Origin of the sequence: Curtobacterium sp. NPDC098951, assembly GCF_044759965.1 — a bacterium.
GTDB lineage: Bacteria > Actinomycetota > Actinomycetes > Actinomycetales > Microbacteriaceae > Curtobacterium.
In genome coordinates, this window is the sequence record NZ_JBIWAG010000001.1 from 844,639 (window position 1) to 865,821 (window position 21,183).

23 protein-coding genes are annotated in these 21,183 nt (G+C 73.4%); 10 read left to right on the plus strand and 13 right to left on the minus strand.

The window, feature by feature from the left end:
* Positions 1–39: 39 nt before the first annotated feature.
* Entirely contained in the window at positions 40–1,116 is a 1,077-nt protein-coding gene (locus ACIQUC_RS03980; protein ID WP_402263469.1) for a hypothetical protein, read from the minus strand.
* Between the two features lie 73 nt (positions 1,117–1,189).
* Between ACIQUC_RS03980 and ACIQUC_RS03985 the strand changes: the two genes are divergently transcribed.
* Positions 1,190–1,777: an acetyltransferase gene (locus ACIQUC_RS03985; protein ID WP_402263473.1), complete on the plus strand. Its 588-nt coding sequence runs from the start codon at positions 1,190–1,192 to the stop codon at positions 1,775–1,777.
* A gap of 59 nt (positions 1,778–1,836) precedes the next feature.
* Here the strand turns inward: ACIQUC_RS03985 and ACIQUC_RS03990 are convergent, their stop codons facing one another.
* Positions 1,837–2,859, minus strand: coding sequence for a S66 peptidase family protein (locus ACIQUC_RS03990; protein ID WP_402263476.1), 1,023 nt, complete (start codon positions 2,857–2,859; stop codon positions 1,837–1,839).
* Between the two features lie 2 nt (positions 2,860–2,861).
* Positions 2,862–3,161 (minus strand): hypothetical protein, encoded by a 300-nt coding sequence (locus ACIQUC_RS03995; RefSeq protein WP_402263479.1) that lies wholly within the window; start codon positions 3,159–3,161, stop codon positions 2,862–2,864.
* Positions 3,162–3,197: 36 nt separating this feature from the next.
* Between ACIQUC_RS03995 and ACIQUC_RS04000 the strand changes: the two genes are divergently transcribed.
* Genes ACIQUC_RS04000 through ACIQUC_RS04010 form a run of 3 tightly spaced genes read left to right on the plus strand, consistent with a single transcriptional unit; the run spans position 3,198 to position 5,496 of the window.
* A complete protein-coding gene (locus tag ACIQUC_RS04000; RefSeq protein WP_402263481.1) occupies positions 3,198–3,965 on the plus strand; it encodes a LamB/YcsF family protein in 768 nt (255 codons plus the stop codon).
* Positions 3,962–4,615 carry an allophanate hydrolase subunit 1 gene (locus ACIQUC_RS04005; protein ID WP_402263484.1) on the plus strand — a complete coding sequence of 218 codons (654 nt, stop codon included), beginning with the start codon at positions 3,962–3,964 and terminating at the stop codon, positions 4,613–4,615. Before ACIQUC_RS04000 ends, ACIQUC_RS04005 begins: the two co-directional genes overlap by 4 nt.
* The gene (locus tag ACIQUC_RS04010; RefSeq protein ID WP_402263487.1) at positions 4,612–5,496 is read left to right on the plus strand and encodes a biotin-dependent carboxyltransferase family protein; all 885 of its coding nucleotides are present in this window, start codon (positions 4,612–4,614) and stop codon (positions 5,494–5,496) included. Before ACIQUC_RS04005 ends, ACIQUC_RS04010 begins: the two co-directional genes overlap by 4 nt.
* 1 nt (position 5,497) lies before the next feature.
* Here the strand turns inward: ACIQUC_RS04010 and ACIQUC_RS04015 are convergent, their stop codons facing one another.
* Entirely contained in the window at positions 5,498–6,358 is an 861-nt protein-coding gene (locus ACIQUC_RS04015) for a hypothetical protein (RefSeq protein WP_022908258.1), read from the minus strand.
* Positions 6,355–6,915 (minus strand): RNA polymerase sigma factor, encoded by a 561-nt coding sequence (locus tag ACIQUC_RS04020; RefSeq protein WP_402263491.1) that lies wholly within the window; start codon positions 6,913–6,915, stop codon positions 6,355–6,357. The genes ACIQUC_RS04015 and ACIQUC_RS04020 overlap by 4 nt, the downstream gene beginning before the upstream one ends.
* A 173-nt stretch (positions 6,916–7,088) precedes the next feature.
* On the opposite strand from ACIQUC_RS04020, the gene ACIQUC_RS04025 reads away from it, so the two are divergent.
* Positions 7,089–7,394: a putative quinol monooxygenase gene (locus ACIQUC_RS04025; protein ID WP_022907267.1), complete on the plus strand. Its 306-nt coding sequence runs from the start codon at positions 7,089–7,091 to the stop codon at positions 7,392–7,394.
* Positions 7,395–7,499: 105 nt separating this feature from the next.
* Positions 7,500–9,164, plus strand: coding sequence for an ABC-F family ATP-binding cassette domain-containing protein (locus tag ACIQUC_RS04030; RefSeq protein ID WP_402263494.1), 1,665 nt, complete (start codon positions 7,500–7,502; stop codon positions 9,162–9,164).
* 99 nt (positions 9,165–9,263) lie between these two features.
* Here the strand turns inward: ACIQUC_RS04030 and ACIQUC_RS04035 are convergent, their stop codons facing one another.
* From ACIQUC_RS04035 to ACIQUC_RS04045, 3 genes are read right to left on the minus strand one after another with little or no spacing between them, the layout of a single operon-like run.
* Positions 9,264–9,632, minus strand: a complete 369-nt coding sequence (locus ACIQUC_RS04035) for a YciI family protein (RefSeq protein ID WP_402263497.1) — start codon at positions 9,630–9,632, stop codon at positions 9,264–9,266.
* 41 nt (positions 9,633–9,673) lie between these two features.
* Positions 9,674–10,153, minus strand: a complete 480-nt coding sequence (locus tag ACIQUC_RS04040) for a gluconokinase (protein WP_402263842.1) — start codon at positions 10,151–10,153, stop codon at positions 9,674–9,676.
* Positions 10,154–10,191: 38 nt separating this feature from the next.
* The gene (locus tag ACIQUC_RS04045) at positions 10,192–11,748 is read right to left on the minus strand and encodes a GntP family permease (RefSeq protein WP_402263500.1); all 1,557 of its coding nucleotides are present in this window, start codon (positions 11,746–11,748) and stop codon (positions 10,192–10,194) included.
* A 205-nt stretch (positions 11,749–11,953) separates the two neighbouring features.
* Between ACIQUC_RS04045 and ACIQUC_RS04050 the strand changes: the two genes are divergently transcribed.
* Positions 11,954–12,652, plus strand: coding sequence for a FadR/GntR family transcriptional regulator (locus tag ACIQUC_RS04050; RefSeq protein WP_402263503.1), 699 nt, complete (start codon positions 11,954–11,956; stop codon positions 12,650–12,652).
* A 320-nt stretch (positions 12,653–12,972) separates the two neighbouring features.
* Here ACIQUC_RS04050 and ACIQUC_RS04055 read toward each other — a convergent pair whose 3' ends face one another.
* The 5 genes from ACIQUC_RS04055 to ACIQUC_RS04075 form a co-directional block, all read right to left on the minus strand.
* Positions 12,973–13,575, minus strand: coding sequence for a GNAT family N-acetyltransferase (locus ACIQUC_RS04055; RefSeq protein ID WP_402263506.1), 603 nt, complete (start codon positions 13,573–13,575; stop codon positions 12,973–12,975).
* Positions 13,576–13,585: 10 nt separating this feature from the next.
* The gene (locus tag ACIQUC_RS04060; protein WP_402263509.1) at positions 13,586–14,269 is read right to left on the minus strand and encodes a uracil-DNA glycosylase; all 684 of its coding nucleotides are present in this window, start codon (positions 14,267–14,269) and stop codon (positions 13,586–13,588) included.
* A 54-nt stretch (positions 14,270–14,323) separates the two neighbouring features.
* A complete protein-coding gene (locus ACIQUC_RS04065) occupies positions 14,324–15,043 on the minus strand; it encodes a Type 1 glutamine amidotransferase-like domain-containing protein (RefSeq protein ID WP_402263512.1) in 720 nt (239 codons plus the stop codon).
* On the minus strand, positions 15,040–15,573 hold the full coding sequence (locus ACIQUC_RS04070) for a phosphoribosyltransferase (protein WP_402263515.1): 534 nt from the start codon (positions 15,571–15,573) through the stop codon (positions 15,040–15,042). The genes ACIQUC_RS04065 and ACIQUC_RS04070 overlap by 4 nt, the downstream gene beginning before the upstream one ends.
* Positions 15,574–15,638: 65 nt before the next feature.
* Positions 15,639–16,415, minus strand: coding sequence for an SDR family oxidoreductase (locus ACIQUC_RS04075; RefSeq protein ID WP_022905585.1), 777 nt, complete (start codon positions 16,413–16,415; stop codon positions 15,639–15,641).
* Between the two features lie 82 nt (positions 16,416–16,497).
* On the opposite strand from ACIQUC_RS04075, the gene ACIQUC_RS04080 reads away from it, so the two are divergent.
* The 3 genes from ACIQUC_RS04080 (at position 16,498) to ACIQUC_RS04090 (ending at position 21,085) form a co-directional block, all read left to right on the plus strand.
* Positions 16,498–17,589: an acyltransferase family protein gene (locus ACIQUC_RS04080; protein WP_402263518.1), complete on the plus strand. Its 1,092-nt coding sequence runs from the start codon at positions 16,498–16,500 to the stop codon at positions 17,587–17,589.
* Between the two features lie 669 nt (positions 17,590–18,258).
* The gene (locus tag ACIQUC_RS04085) at positions 18,259–19,590 is read left to right on the plus strand and encodes a bifunctional o-acetylhomoserine/o-acetylserine sulfhydrylase (RefSeq protein ID WP_031261155.1); all 1,332 of its coding nucleotides are present in this window, start codon (positions 18,259–18,261) and stop codon (positions 19,588–19,590) included.
* Between the two features lie 295 nt (positions 19,591–19,885).
* Entirely contained in the window at positions 19,886–21,085 is a 1,200-nt protein-coding gene (locus ACIQUC_RS04090; RefSeq protein ID WP_402263521.1) for a homoserine O-acetyltransferase, read from the plus strand.
* The last annotated feature ends 98 nt before the right edge of the window (positions 21,086–21,183 follow it).

Here is a 21,183-nt window from a genome sequence, read left to right on the forward strand (position 1 = left end):
GTCGGCCGATCGGAGGCCTCGACCGCCGGCGTCGAACCGTCAGGGGCGGGCGACGCCGCTGAAGTCCGGTGAGCCGTCCGGCGCCGCTGGCAGCGGTGTCCCGTCGACGTAGCGCGGCCAGGCGAGCGCGCGGGCCCCGTCCGGTCGACGTTCGTAGAGCAGACCGTCGCTGCCCGCGACCGTCACGGCCGTGTCCTCAGTGGTCGACGTGCCGTCCGCGGTCGTCGACTGGGTCATCTCCACTCGGGACTCCCCGTGGTCGGTGGAGGGCTCGGACGCCGCCGCCGGCCCGGCTGGTCCGGGGACGCCCGACCATGCGTCGTCGATCGGGGCGGTCGTACGCTGCCTGTCGGGGACGGACACCGTGGGGACGGTCTCCGCCGCGACGCCCGGCATCGACGATCCGGTCGGCGCCGGCTGGAGCCACGTGGCTGCAGTCGGCGCGGAGGACCCACCCGGCCATGCGAGGGCGGGATCGCGCGGTCGGAACAGTGCGTTGCTCAGCGGCACGACCACCGTTCCGAGCAGATCGAGGATCACCACGACCCACACCAGTCGCCAGTACCCGCTGGCGAGGTCGAGGCCGGGAGCCAGGAGCGGCACCGACAGCAGCAGGGCGAGCAGCGCGATCACCCCGACGGTCGTCTTCGCGACGAGCTGCAGCAGCGGGGTCGGGTAGCGCCGGTGGATGACGAGGAGTAGGTGGACGTGCAGCAGCGCGAAGCGTGCGACGAACACGATGCCGACCCACTGCATGAACTGTTCGCCGACGATCCAGATCCCGTCACCGCCGAAGGGGTCGGCCGGGACGATCCAGACCTTGGCGAGGCCGGTGGCGAGCAGGTACAGGGAGACGATGATGCTCGCGAACGCGAACCTCCCGGACCGTCTCGACGACACGTCGGCGTCGTACCAGGACAGGAGCGCGAAGACGACGACCACGACGACGGTCAGCAGGAGTTGCAGGGCGACCCGACCGAAGTCCCCGAGGAGCACCGCGACGATGCCGACCAGTCCAGCGGCGACGACGGCACCGATGATCGTCTTGAAGACCAGGGGGCGGACCTTCGCCCACCGTGGGTCGATCGTGCCCGTCAGGACATCCGTGCTCGCCATGCGCGCCCTCCCTCACATCGGTGTCCCCGAACACTAGCGGGGGTCGACCCTCCGGGCGTGCGAGGATCGGGCCGTGGGGGAAACGAAGGTGTTGCCAGCGGACGCGCCCGAAGTCGCGGAACTCGAAGCGCAAGGCTGGCGCGTCACCGCCTGGTCGTTCGGCGCGCAACTCGACGTCGACCGGATCGACCGGCAGCGGCTGCAGTCACTCGTGGACCGCACCGCCGGCACCGGGACGACGCGGGCGCTCGGCCCCGACGACGTCGACGCGGTCCTGCGGCTCGACGCTCTGACGGTCCACGACTACCCCGGCGGCGTCGCGACCCAGCACACCCCGCTCGACCACAGGACAGCGACCCCGACGACGACGAGGCCGGCGTTCGGAACGGTCACGCCGGACGGTGAACTCGTCGCTATGACCTTCGTCGACACGGACGGGCCCCACGCTGAGACCGACTTCACGGTCGTCCAACCCAGGCTGCGCGGCCGCGGGCTCGGACAGGCGGTCAAGGCTGCGTCGGTGCTCGCGTTGGCGGACACGGGCACGACCCGGTTCCGCACCGGCGGATCGGCGGAGAACACCGCGATCGCGGCGGCGAACGCCGCCCTCGGCTACGTCCGCGACGAGGAGTGGGTGACGCTCGAGCCGCGCCCGCGGTGAGGACGTGCGCACCGCCGGTCGGGAGGCGCGGGTCGGGCCCGCACCGCGCCTCCCGTCCGTCAGACCAGCCGCTGGGTGATGCTGCCGACCGATCCGTCGAGCACGACGTCGGCGAGCGCGCCGTTCACCAGCGGCAGCTGCGGCGGCTGGTGGCCGGTGTCGAAGTCGACCACCACCGGGATGCCGAGGTCACCGAGTGCTCGCCGCACGGCCTCGTCCTGGTCCAGCCGGGGCACCGCTGCGCCTTCGGTACGGCCGATGAGGAGGCCGTTCGCGTCGTCGAACCATCCGGCGAGCCGCAGCGCTGTGAGCATCCGGAGCGCACTGACGGCGTTCGACTCCGCGACCTCGAGGTACACGATCGTGCCCTCGGGCGCGTACTGCCGCGCGAAGCCGGGCACGTCGCCGTACGGGGTGCCGGCGAGCAGCGACACCGTCTCGAGGCACCCGCCGATGAGGCGTCCGCGGATCGCGACCTCGGACGCGCCGTCGAGGGCACGCCACCTGGTCGGGGTGTCGTAGGCGCCGTCGCGGTCGAGGGCCTCGTCGGCCCAGGCTCCCCACGGGCGGCTCCGGCGACGCGGGGCACTGCGTTGCTCGATCGTCCCGCCCGGCGGGAGCGCTGCCACGTCGGTCCAGCGCGCGAACTCGGCGGGGAGCTCGTAGGGCTCGTCCATCAGGTTCGCACCGTGCAGCGTCGCGAGGCCGGTCATCGTGGTCATGGGCAGGAGCAGCGTGGAGATGTCCGACCAGCCGACGAACCAGGCACGCGAGGCGGCGAGGGTGTGCCAGTCGATCGACGCGACGAGCTCGACGGCGAGTTCCCCGCCCCAGGGCGGGAGGACCGCGTCGGCGGTCCGGAACGCGTCGTGCAGGTCGGCCACACGCTCGGCAGCAGCGGCGGGGACGAGCCCCGGGGTGGTGGCGTGCGGCCGCACGTGCACGGTGAGTCCCCGTGCCGTCAGCGCGTCCACGCCGTCCTGCAGCCGGCCGTGCAGGTGCTCGGAGACGCCCATCGAGGGGGCCGGCACCTCGACGCGCCCGCCGGCGACCAGGGGCCTCGGGTAGGTGATGCCCGCCATGCTCAGGCGGCGACGAGGCGACCTGCGCCGACCGGCAGCGGACCGGACCGGTAGACGAGCGAGACGTCGGCCGCGGTCACGGTCCTGGTGGCCGTCCCGAACCGCCACACGCGGTTGTACAGGTAGACCCCGATCCGCGTGCCGCCCTCGTCCGGGACAGCCCACGTCCCGGTCCCCCACTGCGCGGGGTGGCCGACGCCGTCGATGGTCACGGTCGGTCGGGCGAACCAGGTGAGCGTCGGGCGGGTGATCCGGAGTTCCACGCGGCGCTTGGTCGTGCCGGACGGCTGTGTCGTTTCCACCGTCGCAGGATACGGTGCCGCCGGTAGGTTGACAGCGTGACGACGATCGACCTCAACAGCGACCTCGGCGAGGGCTTCGGCGCCTGGACGATGGGCGACGACCGGGCGATGCTCGACGTGGTGTCGTCGGCGAACGTCGCCTGCGGGTTCCACGCCGGCGACCCCGCGATCATGCTCGACACCTGCCGCCTGGCCGCCGAGCGGGGTGTCGCGGTGGGGGCCCATGTGGCGTACCGGGACCTCGTCGGGTTCGGCCGGCGCGCGGTCGACGTCACGCCGGAGGCGCTGTACGCCGACGTCGTCCACCAGCTCGGCGCCCTGCTCGCGACGGCGCGCGTGGCCGGCACGACGGTCACGTACGTGAAGCCGCACGGCGCCCTCTACAACACCGCCTGCGCCGACCCGGTGCAGGCCGACGTCGTCGTCCGGGCGACGCGCGACGTCGATCCGACCCTCGCCGTCCTGGCCCTGCCGGACTCCGAGCTCCTCCGCGCGGCGACCGCGCACGGGCTCCGCGCGGTGTCCGAGGTCTTCGCCGACCGGGCGTACGAACCCGACGGGTCCCTCGTGGCGCGCAGCCGCCCGGGCGCGGTCCTGCACGACCCGGCGACGGTCGCCGAGCGGGTGCTCCGGATGATCACCGACGGCACCGTGGTCGCCGTGGACGGCTCGGTCGTGCCGGTCCGGGCGGACTCGGTGTGCGTGCACGGCGACTCCCCCGACGCCGTCGCGATGGCCAGGGCCATCCGCTCGATCCTGGACCGTCACGGGGTCGCGACCACCCCGTTCGCCCCGACACCGTGAGCGCGCCGGTCGCGCACGCCGGACCGACCCGGGACGTGCGCCGCGCGGGCACCCGTGCGGTGCTCGTCACCTTCGACACGCTCGCCGAGGTCACCGCGTTCCGCGCCGGACTCGAGGCCGCGCCCGTGCCGGGCGTGACCGAGCTCGTCTCGGGCGCGCGCACGCTGCTCGTCCGCTTCGACCCGGAACGCACCGATCCCACGCGGCTCGCACCGCGCCTCCAGGCCGTCGAACCCGTCCTGCCCACCCGAGCCGACCTCGGCGCGGTGACCACGATCCCCGTCACCTACGACGGTGAGGACCTCGACACCGTCGCCACCATGGTCGGCACCACGCGGGACGGGCTCGTCGCCTGGCACACCGGCCAGGTCTGGACGAGCGCGTTCTGCGGCTTCGCCCCCGGCTTCAGCTACCTGACCGGGACGGCACCGTCACTCGACCTGCCGCGGCGCACCACCGCCCGGACCGCGGTGCCCGCCGGCAGCGTCGCGCTCGCCGGGGAGTTCAGCGCCGTCTACCCGCGTGCCTCCCCGGGCGGCTGGCAGCTCATCGGCCGCACCGACGTCCCGATGTGGTCACTGGATCGCGAGCCACCCGCGCTCGCACCGGCCGGCACGCGGATCCGGTTCGTCGAGGTCTCCCGCGCATGAGCGGCCTCACCGTCCTGCAGGTCGGACCCGGGACGTCGACGCAGGACCTCGGCCGCCCCGGGTTCAGCGACGCGGGACTCGGGGCGTCCGGCGTCGCCGACCGCGGTGCAGCCGCACTCGCCAACCGGCTGGTCGGCAACCGTCCCGAGGCGGCGGTCCTGGAGGCGCTGCTCGGCTCCGTCACGCTCCGCTCGGACGCGCACGTGGTCGCGGCGCTGACCGGCGCACCCTGCCCGGTGACGGTCGAGCGGGCGGACGGTCGGGTGCGCGGCGCCGCCTGCTTCGAGATCGTCGCCCTCGCACCCGGCGACGTGCTCCGGGTGGGGGCCGCCACGTCCGGGCTGCGCACGTACCTCGCGGTCCGCGGAGGCCTCGCCGTCGATCCCGTGCTCGGCAGCCGCTCGTGGGACTCGCTCGCACACCTCGGTCCCCCGCCGGTCACGACCGGGGACGTCCTGCCGATCGGGGATGCCGCCAGCGCCTGGCCGCTCGTCGACGCCGTCGCACCGCCGCGCTGGCCCGCTCCGGGCGAGGCGGTCGTCCTCGACGTCACCGCTGGTCCCCGGGACGACTGGTTCACCCCGGCGTGGCGTGCGGTCCTCGTCGACCAGCTCCACCAGGTCACCCCGGACAGCGACCGGGTCGGCGTGCGGACCACCGCTGCCCGACCGCTCGTGCGCCGTGTCCCCGGCGAGCTGCCGAGCGAGGGCGTCGAGACCGGATCGCTCCAGGTCCCGCCGGCGGGCCACCCCGTCCTGTTCCTCGCCGACCACCCCGTCACGGGCGGCTACCCCGTCGTCGCGGTGCTCACCCCCGCGTCGGTGGACCGCGCCGCCCAGCTCCGGCCGGGCGACGCGATCCGGTTCCGCGTCCTCGACTGACTCAGCCGGCGTACTCCGGATCGGCCGCCGGGTCGTACGGCTGCACCCCCCACGAGCCGTCGTCCGACGCCGGGGCGGGGTGCTCGTTCTGCCAGAGGACGTCGACCGCGGACCACTCCGACGCGCTGCACCAGTCGAGCACGTACGCGTCGTGGGCCACCGGCGCCACGAACAACGACGACCTCGGGATCCGGCCGAGCGACTCCCCCCGTGCGGTCATGCACCCCTGCAGCCGGTCGAACGCCGCGAGGTACTCGCTCCGGGTGACGACGCCGTCCTCGGTCGCCTGGTCCTGCGCCGCGCTCGCCGCGGGCATCGGGGGCGTGCGCAGCCAGCCGTACGACAGCGTCCACCCGAGGTCCCCGTCCACGCTGAGCCGGATCCGGTGGCCGGCGATCTCCGACGATGCGTACGAGCCCGTGACGTGCGACCCGGCGGCGCACGACGCGCTGCCCCCGGTGACACCGGACCCGCGCTCGGTGATCTCGCCGCTCCCGGTGCGACACGTGGCGACCCAGGTGAACGTGTCGGCGCGGGCGGGCGCGCGTCCGACCGTGATCGTCTCGTCCGACGACCCGACCCGCCCGACCGGGCTGCCGACGACCCGCAGGTAGGTCGCGCCCGACCCGCCGACGACCGTCGCGGCCTGGCTCTGGGCCTCGAGAGCGGCGGGGTCCGGACTCGCCGCCGCGGTGATCGCTCCACCGGCGGCAGCTCCGCCGAGGACGCACACCACCGCTCCCGCGATCGTCGCCGCCCGCCACCGTCGACGCCGCCGGGGCGTGTGCTCGACGGTGTCGACGAGCAGCGCCCGCAGTGCCCGGTCGCGGTCGCCCGGCTCCCTGTCCGTGGAGGTGCTCATGATCGTGCTCCGTTCCGTTCGACGGCCGGTCGGGTGGTGGGTGCGCTCGCGCCGAGTGCGGCGGCGAGGCGGGTGCGCGCCCGGGAGAGGCGCGACTTCACGGTCCCCGGCGCGATGCCGAGCGCCGCGGCGATCTCCCGCTCGCTGTAGCCCTCGAGGACCGACAGCGTGAGGACCTGCTGGTCGCGGTGCCCGAGCGTGCGGAGGGCACGGACGGCGTCCCCGTCGTCATCCCGGTCCGCGTGGTCGGCGACGGGCTCGGGCGGTGGCAACCGGTCGAGGGCGGCCCGGTACCGCCGGGCCGCACGGGTCTGGTTGCGGGCGACGTTCGTCGCGGTGACGAGGAGCCACGGCAGCAGCGACCCGTCGACGAGCCGCACCCGAGCCCGGTTCCGCCAGGCCTCGAGGAACACGATCGCGACCGTGTCGGCCGCGTCCGTGTCGACCGGCACGAGTCGCATGCAGTGTCGCTGCACCCGGTGGCGGTGCCGGTCGAACACCCGCCCGAACGCCTCGCCGTCACCCTCGAGCGCCATCGCCCAGTCCCCGCTGTCCATACCCTGCAGTGTCCGGGACGGCCGGATCGGTTCCACCCCGCCGCACCGACCGTCGACGAGTCCGGAACACACCGGACCGCCGACCGGTTGCAGCACGGGCGTGGTCGCACGTGGCGGCGACGTGTCGCCCCGGCGACGACGAGTCGCTCCGGCGACGACGAGAGAGGTGCACCATGTCGATGACCGTCCTGCTCGAGGTCCAGCTCCGGACCGACGTCCCCACCGAGACCGTCGAGGCCGCGATCCGCGAGACCCTCGCCCAGACCGCCGCGTTCGCCGGCAACGAGTCGCTCGAGGTCCTCGTCGACGACGCCGACGCGTCGCGCGTGGTCGTCCTCGAACGGTGGACGACGTCTGCGGACCACGACGCCTACGTCGCGTGGCGCGGCACCCCCGAGGGTGCGGCGAACGCCCTCGCCGCCGTCGTCGCCGCTCCGCCGGTCACCCGGACGTTCGACCGGACCATCACGCTCGACTGAGCCCGGAGCGGGCGGTTCCCCGGCCGTGCCCGGGCCGGGCGGTCCCCCGGCCGTGCCCGGGGCGGGCGGTCCCCCGGCCGTGCCCGGGGATGGGACGATTGCGGCATGACCGCCACGCTCGTCGCCAAGGGACTCTCCGGCGGGTACGCCGCACGCACGCTCTTCGACGCCCTCGACCTGACCGTCGCCCCCGGGGACGTCATCGGAGTCGTCGGGGTGAACGGCGCCGGCAAGTCCACCCTGCTGCGCCTGCTCGCCGGGGTGGACGAACCGCTCGCCGGCAGTGTGTCGCTCGCACCGACCGACGCGTTCGTCGGCTTCCTGCCGCAGGAGCACGAACGCGTCCCCGGCGAGACCGTCGCCGCGTACATCGCCCGACGGACCGGCTGCGCCGAGGCGACCGCGACGATGGACGCCGCCGCCGCCGCGCTCGGCGATCCCGGCGCCGGGGACGCCGCGGCGGACGCCTACTCGGCGGCGCTCGACCGCTGGCTCGCGGCGGGTGCAGCCGACCTCGACGACCGCATCCCCGTCGTGCTCGCCGACCTCGGCCTGGCCGTCGGCTCCGACGAGGACGGCGTCGGGCCGAAGTCGCTCATGACCGCACTGTCCGGCGGGCAGGCCGCCCGCGTCGGCCTCGCCGCCCTGCTGCTCTCGCGGTTCGACATCGTGCTGCTCGACGAGCCGACGAACGACCTCGACCTGGACGGCCTCGACCGGCTCGAGGGCTTCGTGCGCGGCCTCCGAGGCGGGGTCGTCCTCGTCAGCCACGACCGCGAGTTCCTGGCGCGCTCGGTGACCGCCGTCCTCGAGCTCGACCTCGCGCAGTCCTCGAACCGGCTCTTCGGCGGTGGCTACGACTCGTACCTCGAGGAACGCGAGATCGCCCGCCAGCACAAGCGCGACGCCTACGAGGAGTTCGCGTCCACCAAGGCGGACCTCGTCTCCCGCGCCCGCACACAGCGGGAGTGGTCGAGCCAGGGCGTCCGGAACGCGATGCGCAAGAACCCCGACAACGACAAGATCCGTCGTCGTGCGGCCTCCGAGTCGAGCGAGAAGCAGGCGCAGAAGGTCCGTCAGATGGAGTCCCGCATCGCCCGGCTGGACGAGGTCGAGGAGCCGCGCAAGGAGTGGCAGCTGGAGTTCACGATCGGCAGCGCGCCCCGGTCCTCGGCGGTCGTCGCCACGCTGTCCGACGCGACGTTCGTGCAGGGCGACTTCACGCTCGGGCCGGTCTCGCTGCAGGTCGACGGCGGTGACCGCATCGGCATCACCGGACCGAACGGCGCCGGCAAGTCCACGCTGCTCCGCGCACTGCTCGGCAAGCAGGCCCCCACGACCGGCACGGCGTCCCTCGGGTCCAGCGTCGCGGTCGGCGAGATCGACCAGGCACGCGCGGCCTTCACGGGCGAGCAGCCCCTGGCCGACGCGTTCGAGGCGATCGTGCCCGAGTACACGACGGCGGACGTCCGGACCCTGCTCGCGAAGTTCGGGCTCAAGGCGGACCACGTCGGTCGTCCCGCGAACGCGCTGTCACCCGGCGAGCGGACCCGTGCCGGCCTCGCGCTGCTGCAGGCCCGCGGCGTGAACGTCCTCGTGCTCGACGAACCCACCAACCACCTCGACCTCGCCGCGATCGAGCAGCTCGAACAGGCGCTCGACTCGTACGACGGCACCCTGCTCATCGTCACGCACGACCGCCGGATGCTCGAGACCGTCCGCCTCGACCGGCAGTGGCGGGTCGAGGCCGGCCACGTCACCGAGGCCTGACCGACCGCCGCACGGACTCGCCGTCGGTGCCGCCGAGCGGCATCACGGCAGCCGGTCGGCAGCACGGCGGCCCTGCGGCACCAGAGCTGCCGGTCCGGGTCAGGGCGTCGGCACGCCGGGCGCGGAGCCTGCGGTCGCTCCGCCGTCCCGCGTCCACGAACCGACCACCGGGCGCACCTCGACGAAGCCGCCCTGCTCGGTGGCGGGGTTCCGCCGGGCGATCGCGACGGCGGCGTCCGGGTCCGGCGCCTCGATGACCCCGATGCCGTCGAGCGCGGCCGTCACCCCGGGACCGCTCGACGGGCCGTCACCGTCGATCCGCACCGACTCGGCGGCAGGACCGAAGGCGAAGGCCGCGACGAGCACGCCGGAGTCGATGAGCTCCGAGGCGTGCCGGTCGTGGGCGGCGAGCTCCTCGGGAGACGCCTCGCCCGGGCCTCCGTGGATGAGGACGACGAAGTGCGGCATGCCCCCGGCCTACACCGTGGTCCGGACGTGCGCCCGGACGGTCAGCGACGAAGACCCAGACGCTCGATGACCTCGGCGCTCTCCTCGTCCGGGGTGCGGTCGGCGGCGACGGTGATGTGCGCCTCGTCGTCACCGGGGACCTCGAGCGTGGCGAGCTGCGACTGCAGCAGCGACGTCGGCATGAAGTGGCCGGAACGCTTCGACATCCGGTCCTCGATGAGCGCCCCGTCGCCGGCGACGTGCACGAACACCACGCCGGGCGCTCGGAGGACGTCGCGGTAGGAGCGCTTCAGCGCCGAACAGGTCACCACGCCGGGAGTCCCCTCGTCGAGGTGTGACCGGATCCACGCCGCGATCACGTCGAGCCACGGCCAGCGGTCCTCGTCGGTGAGCGGGGTCCCGGCGTGCATCTTGTCGACGTTCGCCTGCGGGTGCATGGCGTCGCCCTCGGCGAACTCCCACCCGAGCTGTTCGGCGACCATCGCGGCGACGGTCGACTTGCCGGATCCGGAGACGCCCATCACGACGAGGACGCGTGCGTCGGGTGCGGTGTCGGCGCTCAATGGATGAACACCCCCGCGAGCAGGACGCCCAGCAGACCGAACACCGAGATGAGGCACTCGAGCATCGTCCAGGTCTTGAACGTCTGCCCGACCGTGGTGTTGAGGTACCCCTTCACGAGCCAGAACCCGGCGTCGTTCACGTGCGACAGGAACACCGATCCGGCACCGATCGCGAGCACGAGCAGCGAGGTCATCGGCGAGGACAGGTCGTGCGCGATCGGCGCCATGATGCCCGCGGCCGTGACGGTGGCGACCGTGGCGGATCCCGTGGCGACGCGCACGAGCGCGGACACCACCCACGCGACGAGCAGCACCGAGATGCCGGAGTCCTTCACGGCGTCGGCGATCACCCCGCCGATGCCGGTGTCGATGAGGACCTGCTTGAAGCCACCGCCAGCACCGACGATGAGGAGGACGCCCGCGACCGGCGGCAGGGAGCTCTCGAGGGACTTCGACACGGCCGAGCGGTCCATGCCGCCGCCGATCGCGAAGAAGACCATCGCGTAGACCGCGGCGATCCCGATGGCGATCATCGGCGACCCGAGGAAGTCGAGCAGGCTGACCCACGAGCCCGAGGCGTCCGGGACGGTGGCTTCGCGGATCGCCTGCGCGAGCATCAGGACGACGGGAAGCAGGATGCCGACGAGCGCGACCGCGAAGGACGGGCTGCGCGGCTCGCTGATGACGCGGGTGAAGTCGCTCTTGCCGTGGGGCAGGGAGGCGGTGTCCTGCGTGGCGGGGCCGCGCCGCGCCTCCCGTCCGCCGGAGGCGGGGTCGTCCGGGCCGGATGCCGACCCACGCGTGCCGAACATGTCGGGTGCGGGGATGTCGACCCAGCGCGCCGCGAACCGCGCGAAGACCGGACCGGCGAGGACGATGACCGGGATCGCGAGCACGATGCCGAACGCGAGCGTCGTGCCGAGGTTCGCGCCGACCGTCGAGATCGCGACGAGCGGGCCGGGGTGCGGCGGGACGAACGCGTGCATCGTCGAGAGGCCGACGAGCGCGGGCACGGCGATCTTCATGATCGGGACGGAGCTGCGCTTCGCCACGAGCACGATGATCGGGATGAGGAGGACGAGGCCGACCTCGAAGAACATCGGCAACCCGATGAGCGCTCCGATCAGGGCCATCGTCCACGGGAGCGCCGCCTTCGACGACCGGCGCACGAGGGTGTCGACGACACGGTCCGCCGCGCCGGAGTCGACGAGCATCTTGCCGAACATCGAGCCGAGGCCGACGAGGATGCCGACGCTCGTCATCGTCGCGCCGAACCCGTTGCCGAAGCTCGTGACGGCCTTGTCCGGGGCGAGGCCCGCGCCGATCCCGACGCCGAGCGCACCGATCGTCAACGCGATGAACGGGTGCACCTTGAGCCAGGTGATGAGGGCGATGATCACGACGATGCCGATGACCGCCGCGATAATCAGCTGCGCGACCGGCCCCGACGGGTCGACCGCTTCGGTGCCGGCTGGTTCCGCCGCCAGGACGGTGACCGCGTGGGCCGCGACCGCGTGGGCCGTGGCCGGATCGGCCGGGAGAGCGTGAGGCATCGGTGCCCCTTCCTGGAGCCGCTGCCGTGCGGCTCCGTCGCCTTCGTGTCGAGTGCGGCGGGTGCTTCGCACGCCGACCGCGAATAATCTGATTAATCAGACTATACGACGATCCACCGCGCGGCATCCGCTCTCCGGGGCAGTCTGCCGATTCGATGGGGAGCGCGTCACGTCCACTGCGTGCCGCGTACTGCATGGAGGAACGATGCCGACCGGCCGCGGACTGCACGCCCACGTGCTCGAGACCCTCGGGCAGCGCATCGTCGACGGCACCCTCGCCGCCGGTACCGTGGTCCGGCCCGAGCTCGTCGCCGGCGAGTTCGGCGTGTCGCGGTCGGTCGTCCGCGAGGCGCTCCGCGTCCTGCAGTCCCTCGGGCTCGTCGAACCCCGGCAACGGGTCGGCACGCAGGTGCTCGGCATCGGCTCGTGGGAGCTGCTCGCACCGACCGTCATCCGGTGGCGCGGGGCCTCTCCGTCGTACTTCGTCCAGCAGCGCGAACTCCTCGAGCTGCGCCTCGGCGTGGAGCCCGTCGCCGCGACGCTGACGGCCGGGACACCAGGGGCTGCCGCGGTGCTCGCCGCCGCCACCGACATGACCGCCGCCTGCGGCCGGGAGGACAGCCGCGCCTACCTCGAGGCCGACGTCCGCTTCCACCGGGCGCTCCTGACCGGTTCGGGGAACGCCGTGTTCACGCACTTCGCCGGGACCGTGGAGGCGCTCCTCCGGACCCGCACGTCGGAGTCGCGCGACACCATCACGCGCTGGACCCGCGACGCGGCGGCCAGGCACGAGGCCGTCGGGCTGGCGCTCGTCGCCGGCGACGCGGCGGGCGCGTCGGCCGCGGCGGGCGAGCTGGTGCGGGTGACGCGCGACGAGTTCATCGCCGAGGCGCCGCAGGCCTGACGCCGCGTGCGGGTCTGCCTCTGGGTTGGCAGGCGGGTCACCGAGGTCGCACGACACGCCGCAGGCGGGTCGCCGAGGTCGCGGGACACGCCGCGTGCGTGCGACGGGAGCGGCAGATCGCGCGACCTCGCGGGGCCGGGACGCGACCGGCCGGCGGACGGGAGGCGCGGTGCGGCGCCGACCCGCGCCTCCCGTCCGACCGTGGCCGGGTCACAGGACACGCCGCGCGTGCTCCGCCCAGGTCGCGCGACGCGCCGCGAGCCCACGCGGGACGCGGCCGGTCGTGCGACCTCGACCCCACCCCGTCCGAGACGCGTTCGCTACTTGCGCGCGAACAGGCGCGGACCGCGCAGGCGCAGCCGCATCGTCACCGTACCGAGCCACCGGTCGTACTTGTAGCCGACCTTGCCCATGCGGCCGACCTCCTCGAAGCCGAGGCGCTCGTGCAGGCGGATCGACGCCTCGGCCTGCCGGTCGGCGATGACCGCGACGATCTCGCGCACGCCGGCGGAGCGGCACTCGTCGATCAGCGCCTCCATGAGTGCCCGGCCGAGCCCCTTCCCGCCGGACGCGGCACCCAGGTAGATCGAGTCCTCGACGACCCGGTTCGAACGGTCGCGGGGGTTCCACGGGTCGACGAGCGCGTACCCGAGCACCTGCCCGGAGGGGTTCTCGGCGACGAGGAACGGCAGCCCGCGGCGGCGGATCTCGTCGTACCGGCGCTTCCACGCCGCGAACGTGAACGCCGTCGGGTCGAAGGTGACCGAGGAGTTCCGGACGTAGTGCGTGTGGATCTCGCGGACGTCGGGGAGGTCCGTCGGCTCGGCCGCACGGATCGTGTACGTGAACGCGGCCTCGGCCGGCACCGGGGCACGCAGGTGTCGCGGCAGGACCCGCCGTCGCTGGTATTCCTCCTCGAGCACGGGTCCGAGCCTATTCGGCGGGCAGGGTCCAGTCGACCGGTGCGGCGCCCTGCGCGACCAGGAGCTCGTTCACCTGCGAGAAGGGGCGACTGCCGAAGAAGCCCCGCGAGGCGCTGAGCGGGCTCGGGTGCGCCGACGCGACGACGGGGGTGTCGCCGAGGAGCGGTCGGACCGATGCGGCCTGCGCACCCCACAGCACCGCGACGAGGGCCGTCCCGCGGGCCACGAGGGCACGGACCGCCTGGTCGGTGACGGCCTCCCAGCCCTTGCCACGGTGGCTGCCCGCGGCGCCGGCCTCGACGGTCAGGACGCGGTTGAGCAGCAGGACGCCCTGCGCCGACCACGCGCGGAGGTCCCCGTGCGGCGGCGGCATCACACCGAGGTCGGCCTCGAGTTCGCGGTAGATGTTGGCCAGGCTGCGCGGGACCGGACGCACGTGCGGGTCGACCGCGAAGGACAGGCCGATCGGGTGCCCGGGCGTCGGGTACGGGTCCTGGCCGACGACGAGCACCCGCACGTCGTCGAACGGGTCGGCGAACGCGCACAGGACGTGCTCGCCGGCGGGGAGGTACTGCCGGCCGGCGGCGGTCTCGGCGCGGAGCCAGTCGCCCATCCGGTGGACGTCGTCCTCGACGGGGGCGAGGGCCTCGGCCCAGCCGGGGTCGACGAGGTCGGCGAGCGGACGGGGCTGCACGGGGCTAGGCGCCCGTCACGGCGAGGCGACGGTCCGGGTTCGGGTTCGTCACGGCTAGGCGCCCATCGTGGCGACGGCGACCGATTCCTCGCCGGCGACGACGCGCCAGACGCTGCCCGTCCCGCGGACCTCGAGCGCCCCCTCACCGACGACGAGCGTGGTGTCCTCGTCGATCGCCAGCCCGGCGGTGACGAACTCGGCCTCGGCGCTCGCGATGAGCCGGGCGAGCGTGCCGGCCTGGACGGCGTGCACGTCGATGGTCAGGTCGACGAGTCCGAGGCCCTCGCGGAGCTCGACCTCGTCGAGTCCCTCGGACGCTTCCTCGGGGCAGACCTCGACCCCGCCGATGCGCCAGCCGCCCACGAGGGCACGGTCGGCGGCGATCATCGCGCCGGCCGAGTAGCCGAGGTACGGCAGGCCGTCGGCGACGAGCAGGCGGATCTGGTCGACGAGCGGGGCGACGGCGTCGAGGTAGTCCGGCGTGACCCCGCCGCCGACCACCAGGGCGTCGACGTCGCTCAGGACCGTGGTGTCGAACACCTGGCCGGCGGCGATCTCGGTCACGAGGACCTCGGCCGTGCGCGGGCCACCGAGCACCTCGGCGATGTCGGCGGTCGAGGACGGGCTCGCACCCGACGTCGCGGCGACCGAGAGCAGGGCGATGCGCGGGACGGTGCGGCCGACGGCTGCGGACCGGGCCGTGGCCTCGGCGACGAACGGCGCGGCGGCGTCCGAGGCGGCGAAGGGTCCGCCGCCGACGAGGTGGATGCTCACGACTCGGCCGTCACCGGGGCGAGGGCGCTCCACGGGAAGGTGATCCAGCCGTCGACCCGACGCCACACGTGGTCCGGTTCGAGCACAGTGCCGGGCTTCGAGTACAGGCACGCGCTGCGGACGTCGGCCCCGGCGTTCCGGATGATGTCCACGACGAGGCGCAGGGTGCGGCCGGAGTCCGAGACGTCGTCGACGACGAGGACGCGCTTGCCGGACAGGCTCGGGGCGTCGAGTGCGGGCGACAGGATCACCGGCTCCTCGAGGCGCTGCTCGACGTCGGTGTAGAACTCGACGTTGATCGAGCCGCACTCCTTGGTGCCCAGCGCGTAGGCGACCGCACCGGCGATGATGAGCCCACCGCGGGCGACCGCGACGACCACCTCGGGTTCGAAGCCGGAGGACAGGACGTCCTTGGCGAGCAGGCGTGCGGCGTCACCGAACTCGAGCCAGCCGAGCACCTCGGGCCCGCTCGTCGCGGTCACGGTCGAGGGAGCCTGGGCGGGTGACCCGGATTCGCTGCTGATCGGCATCCGACAACGGTACCGGCACGGACCCCGCGCCCGCGACCCGCGTGTGCTGCCCGGGCGCGTGCGGGTCAGGCCCGGGGCGTCAGCGTGCCGCGCGCGAGCTTGTGCTGGGCGGACTGGGCCACCGGCCGGACCGTCACGAGGTCGAGGTTCACGTGCGGGGGCAGTTCCACCGCGTGCACGATCGCCTCGGCGACGTCCTCGGCCACGAGCGGGTCCGGGACGTCCTCGTAGACGGCGGCGGCCTTCTCGGCGTCGCCGCGGAACCGGGTCAGCGCGAACTCGTCGGTCTTCACCAGCCCGGGCGCGATCTCGACCACCCGGATGGGCTCGCCGTTCAGCTCGAGCCGGAGCGCTGCCACGAGGGCGTGCTCGGCGAACTTCGCGGCGTTGTAGCCGCCGCCGTTCTCGTACGCCACGTGCCCGGCGGTGCTCGTCACCGTGACGATGTCGGCGCTCCCGGCGTCGACCGCGCGGCGACGGAGGTGCGGGAGCAGAGCCGAGACGACCCGCTTCGTCCCGAGGACGTTCACCTCGAACATCGCGCGCCAGTCGTCGACGTCTGACTCCTCGACCGATGCGGACCCGAGGGCGCCGCCGGCGTTGTTCACGAGCACGTCCGCTCCCCCGAGCTCCTCGACGCGCGCCGCGACGGCCTCGACGTCGGACGCGCTCGTGACGTCCGCGACGAGGACGTCGGCACCGGTCGACGCGGCGAGCGCCTCGAGCTTCTCGGCGCGCCGGGCGACGGCGAGGACGTCCCACCCGCGCGAGCGGAACAGCCGGACGGTCGCGGCTCCGATGCCCGAGCTCGCTCCGGTGACGACTGCGCGACGAGATGCCATGTGCTTCCTCCGTGGACGGGGTGGGGGTGTCCCGTCAACCGTACCGATCCGAGGAGGTCACGATCCGGTAACGTGACCGGGCATGACCACGGAAGCCGCGCCTCCAGCGCCCTCGGCGCCCGCGACCGAGCTCGAGCCCGGCCGCGCGAAGCCTCGTATCCCGATGTGGGACACGGCGCGGTTCCTCGCGGTCACGCTCGTGGTGATCGGCCACGCGATCCAGCGGCAGACGGCGGCGAGCGAGCACGCCCTCGCGCTGTACACCTTCATCTACGCGTTCCACATGCCGGCGTTCGGCGTCATCAGCGGGTACTTCTCCTCCGCGGACACCCCGACCGCGAAGCGCATGCGGCGCACGATCACGGACATCGTCGTGCCGTACATCATCATGCAGACGATCTGGACCGTGGTGCAGGCGCTGGTCGAGGGCGGCAAGAAGTTCAACCCGACCCAGCCGACCTGGACCCTGTGGTTCCTGCTCGCGCTCGGGATCTTCAAGCTGATCCTCCCGTACCTCGCGCAGCTGCGCTGGCCGCTGTTCTGGGCCGTCGTGTTCAGCATCGGCGTGGGCTACTTCGACAACGTCGACTCCACGCTGTCGCTGTCCCGGGCGATCAGCCTCCTGCCGTTCTTCCTGCTCGGCTGGCAGGTGAAGCAGTGGGGCCTCTTCGACCGCTGGTACGAGGCCCCGCGACGCACGGTGGTCCGGATCCGCATCGCGGCCGGGGCGGTGTTCGCCGCGTGGGCGGTGGCGTGTGCGATCTGGATCCCGCAGTTCAAGCAGTTCGACCTGCACCACTGGTTCTTCTACGACGACTCCTACTCGGGTCTCGGCGAGGACGCCTGGTGGGCCGGCGGGGTCCGGTTCGGCCTGATGCTGCTCGCGACCGTCCTCACCGCGTCGTTCCTGCTGCTCGTGCCCCGTCGGAACGTGTGGATCACCCAGTTCGGCGCCGCGACGATGTACGTGTACCTGCTGCACACGTTCGTGCTCTACCCGATCCGCGAGTCCGGGGTGCTCGCCGGCCAGCACTCGGCGTGGCCCTACGTCCTGCTCATGGTCGGGATCGCCTGCGCCGTCAGCCTGTTCCTCGCGCAGCCGTTCGTCCGGCGCGGGATGCGATGGCTGCTCGAGCCCAACGTGCGCTGGCTGTTCCGCCGCGACCCCGCGTAGCGCGCAGCCGCGGCCCGGCCTGGCGCGGCCCGGCGCGGCGCGGCCCGGTGCGGCCCGGCGCAGACCCCGCGCAGCGCGCAGCGCGGCCGGCGCGGGGCGGCGCGCCGCGGACCCCGCACCGTGCGGACTCCGCCACCTGGTGCGAGGTTGCACGCTGCGTGCGCCGCTACGACCCTGCACCCAGCGGTCGCCACCGCACCCGGCGACCAACCTCGCACCGTGCCGGCTCGCCCATCTCCCGTCGGGCTGCGCGCTCGGTGCGGCCTGCTCCGCGCACGCACCGTGCGGACGCCGTCACCCGGTGCGACGTTCCACGCTCGGTGCGACGCAACAGCACCGCACCGAGCCACCAACACGGCTCCCGCTGGCGAACCCCGCACCGTGCAGGGCGGAGTCCGCAGCACCAGCCGGCGAAGCGCGCACGGTGCAGCGCGGTGCGAGGCCCGCATCACCAGCCGGCGAAGCTCGCACGGTGCGGGGCTGGCTGGGCAGTGCGGCCGGGAGGCGCGGGGCGCCTCGACCGCTGTCGTTACGTCCCGAGGCGAGCGCGCTGGTGCCAGCGCGACCACCTGCGTACCGTGACGGGCGACGCACAGCCGCGCCGCGCCTCCCGGGCCGAGCGCTGGACGACACGACGACCCGTTGACCGCCACCGGACAGGAGCACGAGATGACCCAGAACGACGCCGCCCAGTGGCGCTTCGAGACCACGCAGATCCACGCCGGCGCGCAGCCCGACCCGACCACGGGTGCCCGTGCGACCCCGATCTACAAGACGACCTCGTACGTCTTCGCGAACTCCGACGAGGCACGTGACCTCTTCGCCCTGGCCAAGCCGGGCAACATCTACTCGCGCATCATGAACCCGACGAACGACGTCGTGGAACAGCGGATCGCGGCGCTCGAGGGCGGCTCCGGCGCGCTCCTGGTGTCGAGCGGACAGGCCGCCGAGACCTACGCCGTGCTCAACATCGCGGGTGCCGGGGACCACATCGTGTCCTCCTCGTCGATCTACGGTGGCACGTACAACCTGTTCAAGTACACGCTCGCGAAGCTCGGCATCGAGACGACCTTCGTCGAGGACCAGGACGACCTCGACGAGTGGCGCCGGGCGGTCCGACCGAACACGAAGCTCTTCTTCGCCGAGACGATCGGCAACCCGAAGATCAACGTGCTGGACATCACCGGCGTCAGCGAGGTCGCCCACGAGTCCGGCGTGCCGCTCATCGTCGACAACACGATCGCGACCCCGTACCTCATCCGTCCCTTCGAGCACGGTGCGGACATCGTGGTGCACTCGGCGACGAAGTTCCTCGGCGGCCACGGCACGGTCATCGGCGGGATCATCGTCGACTCCGGGAAGTTCGCGTGGTCGCAGCACCCGGACAAGTTCCCGGAGTTCAACACCCCCGACCCCTCGTACCACGGCGCGGTCTTCGCCGAGGCCGTCGGCAACGAGCTCGCCTACATCGTCAAGGCCCGGGTGCAGCTGCTCCGCGACCTCGGTGCGTCGAACTCGGCGGACACCGCGTTCGCGCTGCTGCAGGGCATCGAGACGCTGTCGCTCCGGATCGAGCGGCACGTGTCGAACGCGCAGGAGATCGCGGAGTGGCTCGACCGGCACCCGGACGTCGCGACGGTCGCCTACGCCGGGCTGCCGACCTCACCCTGGTACGCCGCGGCGAACCGCTACGCGCCGAAGGGCGTCGGAGCGGTGCTGTCGTTCGAGCTGAAGGGCGGCGTGCCGGCGGGCAAGGCGTTCGTGGACAACCTGCAGCTGTTCTCGCACCTGGCGAACATCGGCGACGTGCGCTCCCTGGTGATCCACCCGGCGTCGACCACGCACTCGCAGCTCACGCCCGAGCAGCAGCTCACCACCGGGGTCACGCCCGGCCTGGTGCGCCTCTCGGTGGGGATCGAGAACGTCGAGGACCTGAAGGCCGACCTCGAGGCCGGGCTCGCTGCTGCCCGCTCGGTCGCGCAGGAGGGTCAGCGCGCGTAGCGGCCCCGGGCGCGGGGGCTTTCCGGGCCCTCGCCGGGTCGACTCGGAACGACGTGGTCGTTGTCGTACGACAACGGCCACGTCGTTCGTTGCACGCGCAACACTTGCGTGCGCCCGGGAGCGACAACGTCGATGTCGAACGACGTCGACGAAGTCGTTCCGACTCGGCGCCCGACCAGCACGACGCCGCACGCACGCCCGCAAGCACCCGCGACCCGCCGCCGTGGACCCGCGACGCGCCGGACGTGACGTAACACTGGCGGCTCGCACCGCGCCTCCCGGCAGACTGGACCCGATGGACTGGCAGACGACTCCCGAGGACTCCGTGCCGTCCACCCTCGTGCCCGGAACGGAACTCGGCACGCTCGGCAAGCCGCCGGTCACCGGCGCCTGGCGCCCGGGCGACCACCCCGGTGCCCGACACTTCGCGTCGATCGGCGAGCAGTGGGTCCGCGGCGGCCGCATCCCGGCCGTGCGGGTGGCCTACGAGACCTGGGGCACCCTCGACGCCGACCGCGGCAACGCGGTCCTCGTGTTCCACGCGTTGACGGGCGACTCGCACGTGGCCGGGGCTCCCGGACCGGGACACCGCACCGCCGGCTGGTGGGGCGACGTCGTCGGACCGGGCCGCGCGATCGACACGGACCGCTGGTTCGTCGTCGCACCGAACATGCTCGGCGGCTGCCAGGGCACGACCGGACCGTCGTCGGTGTCGCCGGACGGCCTCGAGTGGGGCTCCCGCTTCCCGTTCGTCACCGTGCGCGACCAGGTCGCGGTGCAGGCGCAGCTCGCCGACCGGCTCGGCATCGACACCTTCGCCGCCGTCGTGGGCGGGTCGATGGGTGGCATGCACGCGCTCGAGTTCGCGGTCACGCACCCGTCGCGGGTGGCGCGCCTCGCCGTCCTGGCGAGCACGGCGCAGACCACAGCCGACCAGATCGCCGCGAACTCGCTGCAGCGCGCCGCGATCCAGATGGACCCCGCGTTCGCCGGCGGCGACTACTACGAGGCGGACGCCGGCGAGGGGCCGCACCGCGGGCTCGCGCTCGCACGGCGGATGGCGCTGATGACCTACCGGGCCTCGGACGAGTTGAACGGCCGGTTCGCCCGCTCGTGGCAGAGCGACGTCTCACCGCTCGGCGACGACGGCCGCTTCTCGGTCGAGAGCTACCTCGACTTCCACGGCAACAAGTTCACGCGGCGGTTCGACGCGAGTTCGTACGTCACCCTCACGCACGCGATGGACTCGCACGACGTCGGTGCCGGGCGGGGCGGTGTCGCGGCGGCGCTCGCGCAGGTGACGGCGCGCACGCTGGTGGTCGGGGTGTCGAGCGACCGGTTGTTCCCGATCGAGGACCAGCACCGCATCGCGGCCGGTGTGCCGGACGCCCTCGACGGTGACCGTGCGGCGGTCATCGAGAGCGAGTTCGGGCACGACGGGTTCCTCATCGAGCACGAAGCGGTCGGCGCGCACCTGCGGCGGCTGCTCGACTGAACGACGGGCGACGGGGTGCGCGACGCCCCAGCTCCCGCGTGCGCGCCGCCCGCGCACCCCCGCGCGCGCAGCCCGCGCACCCACGCGTGCCGCCCGCG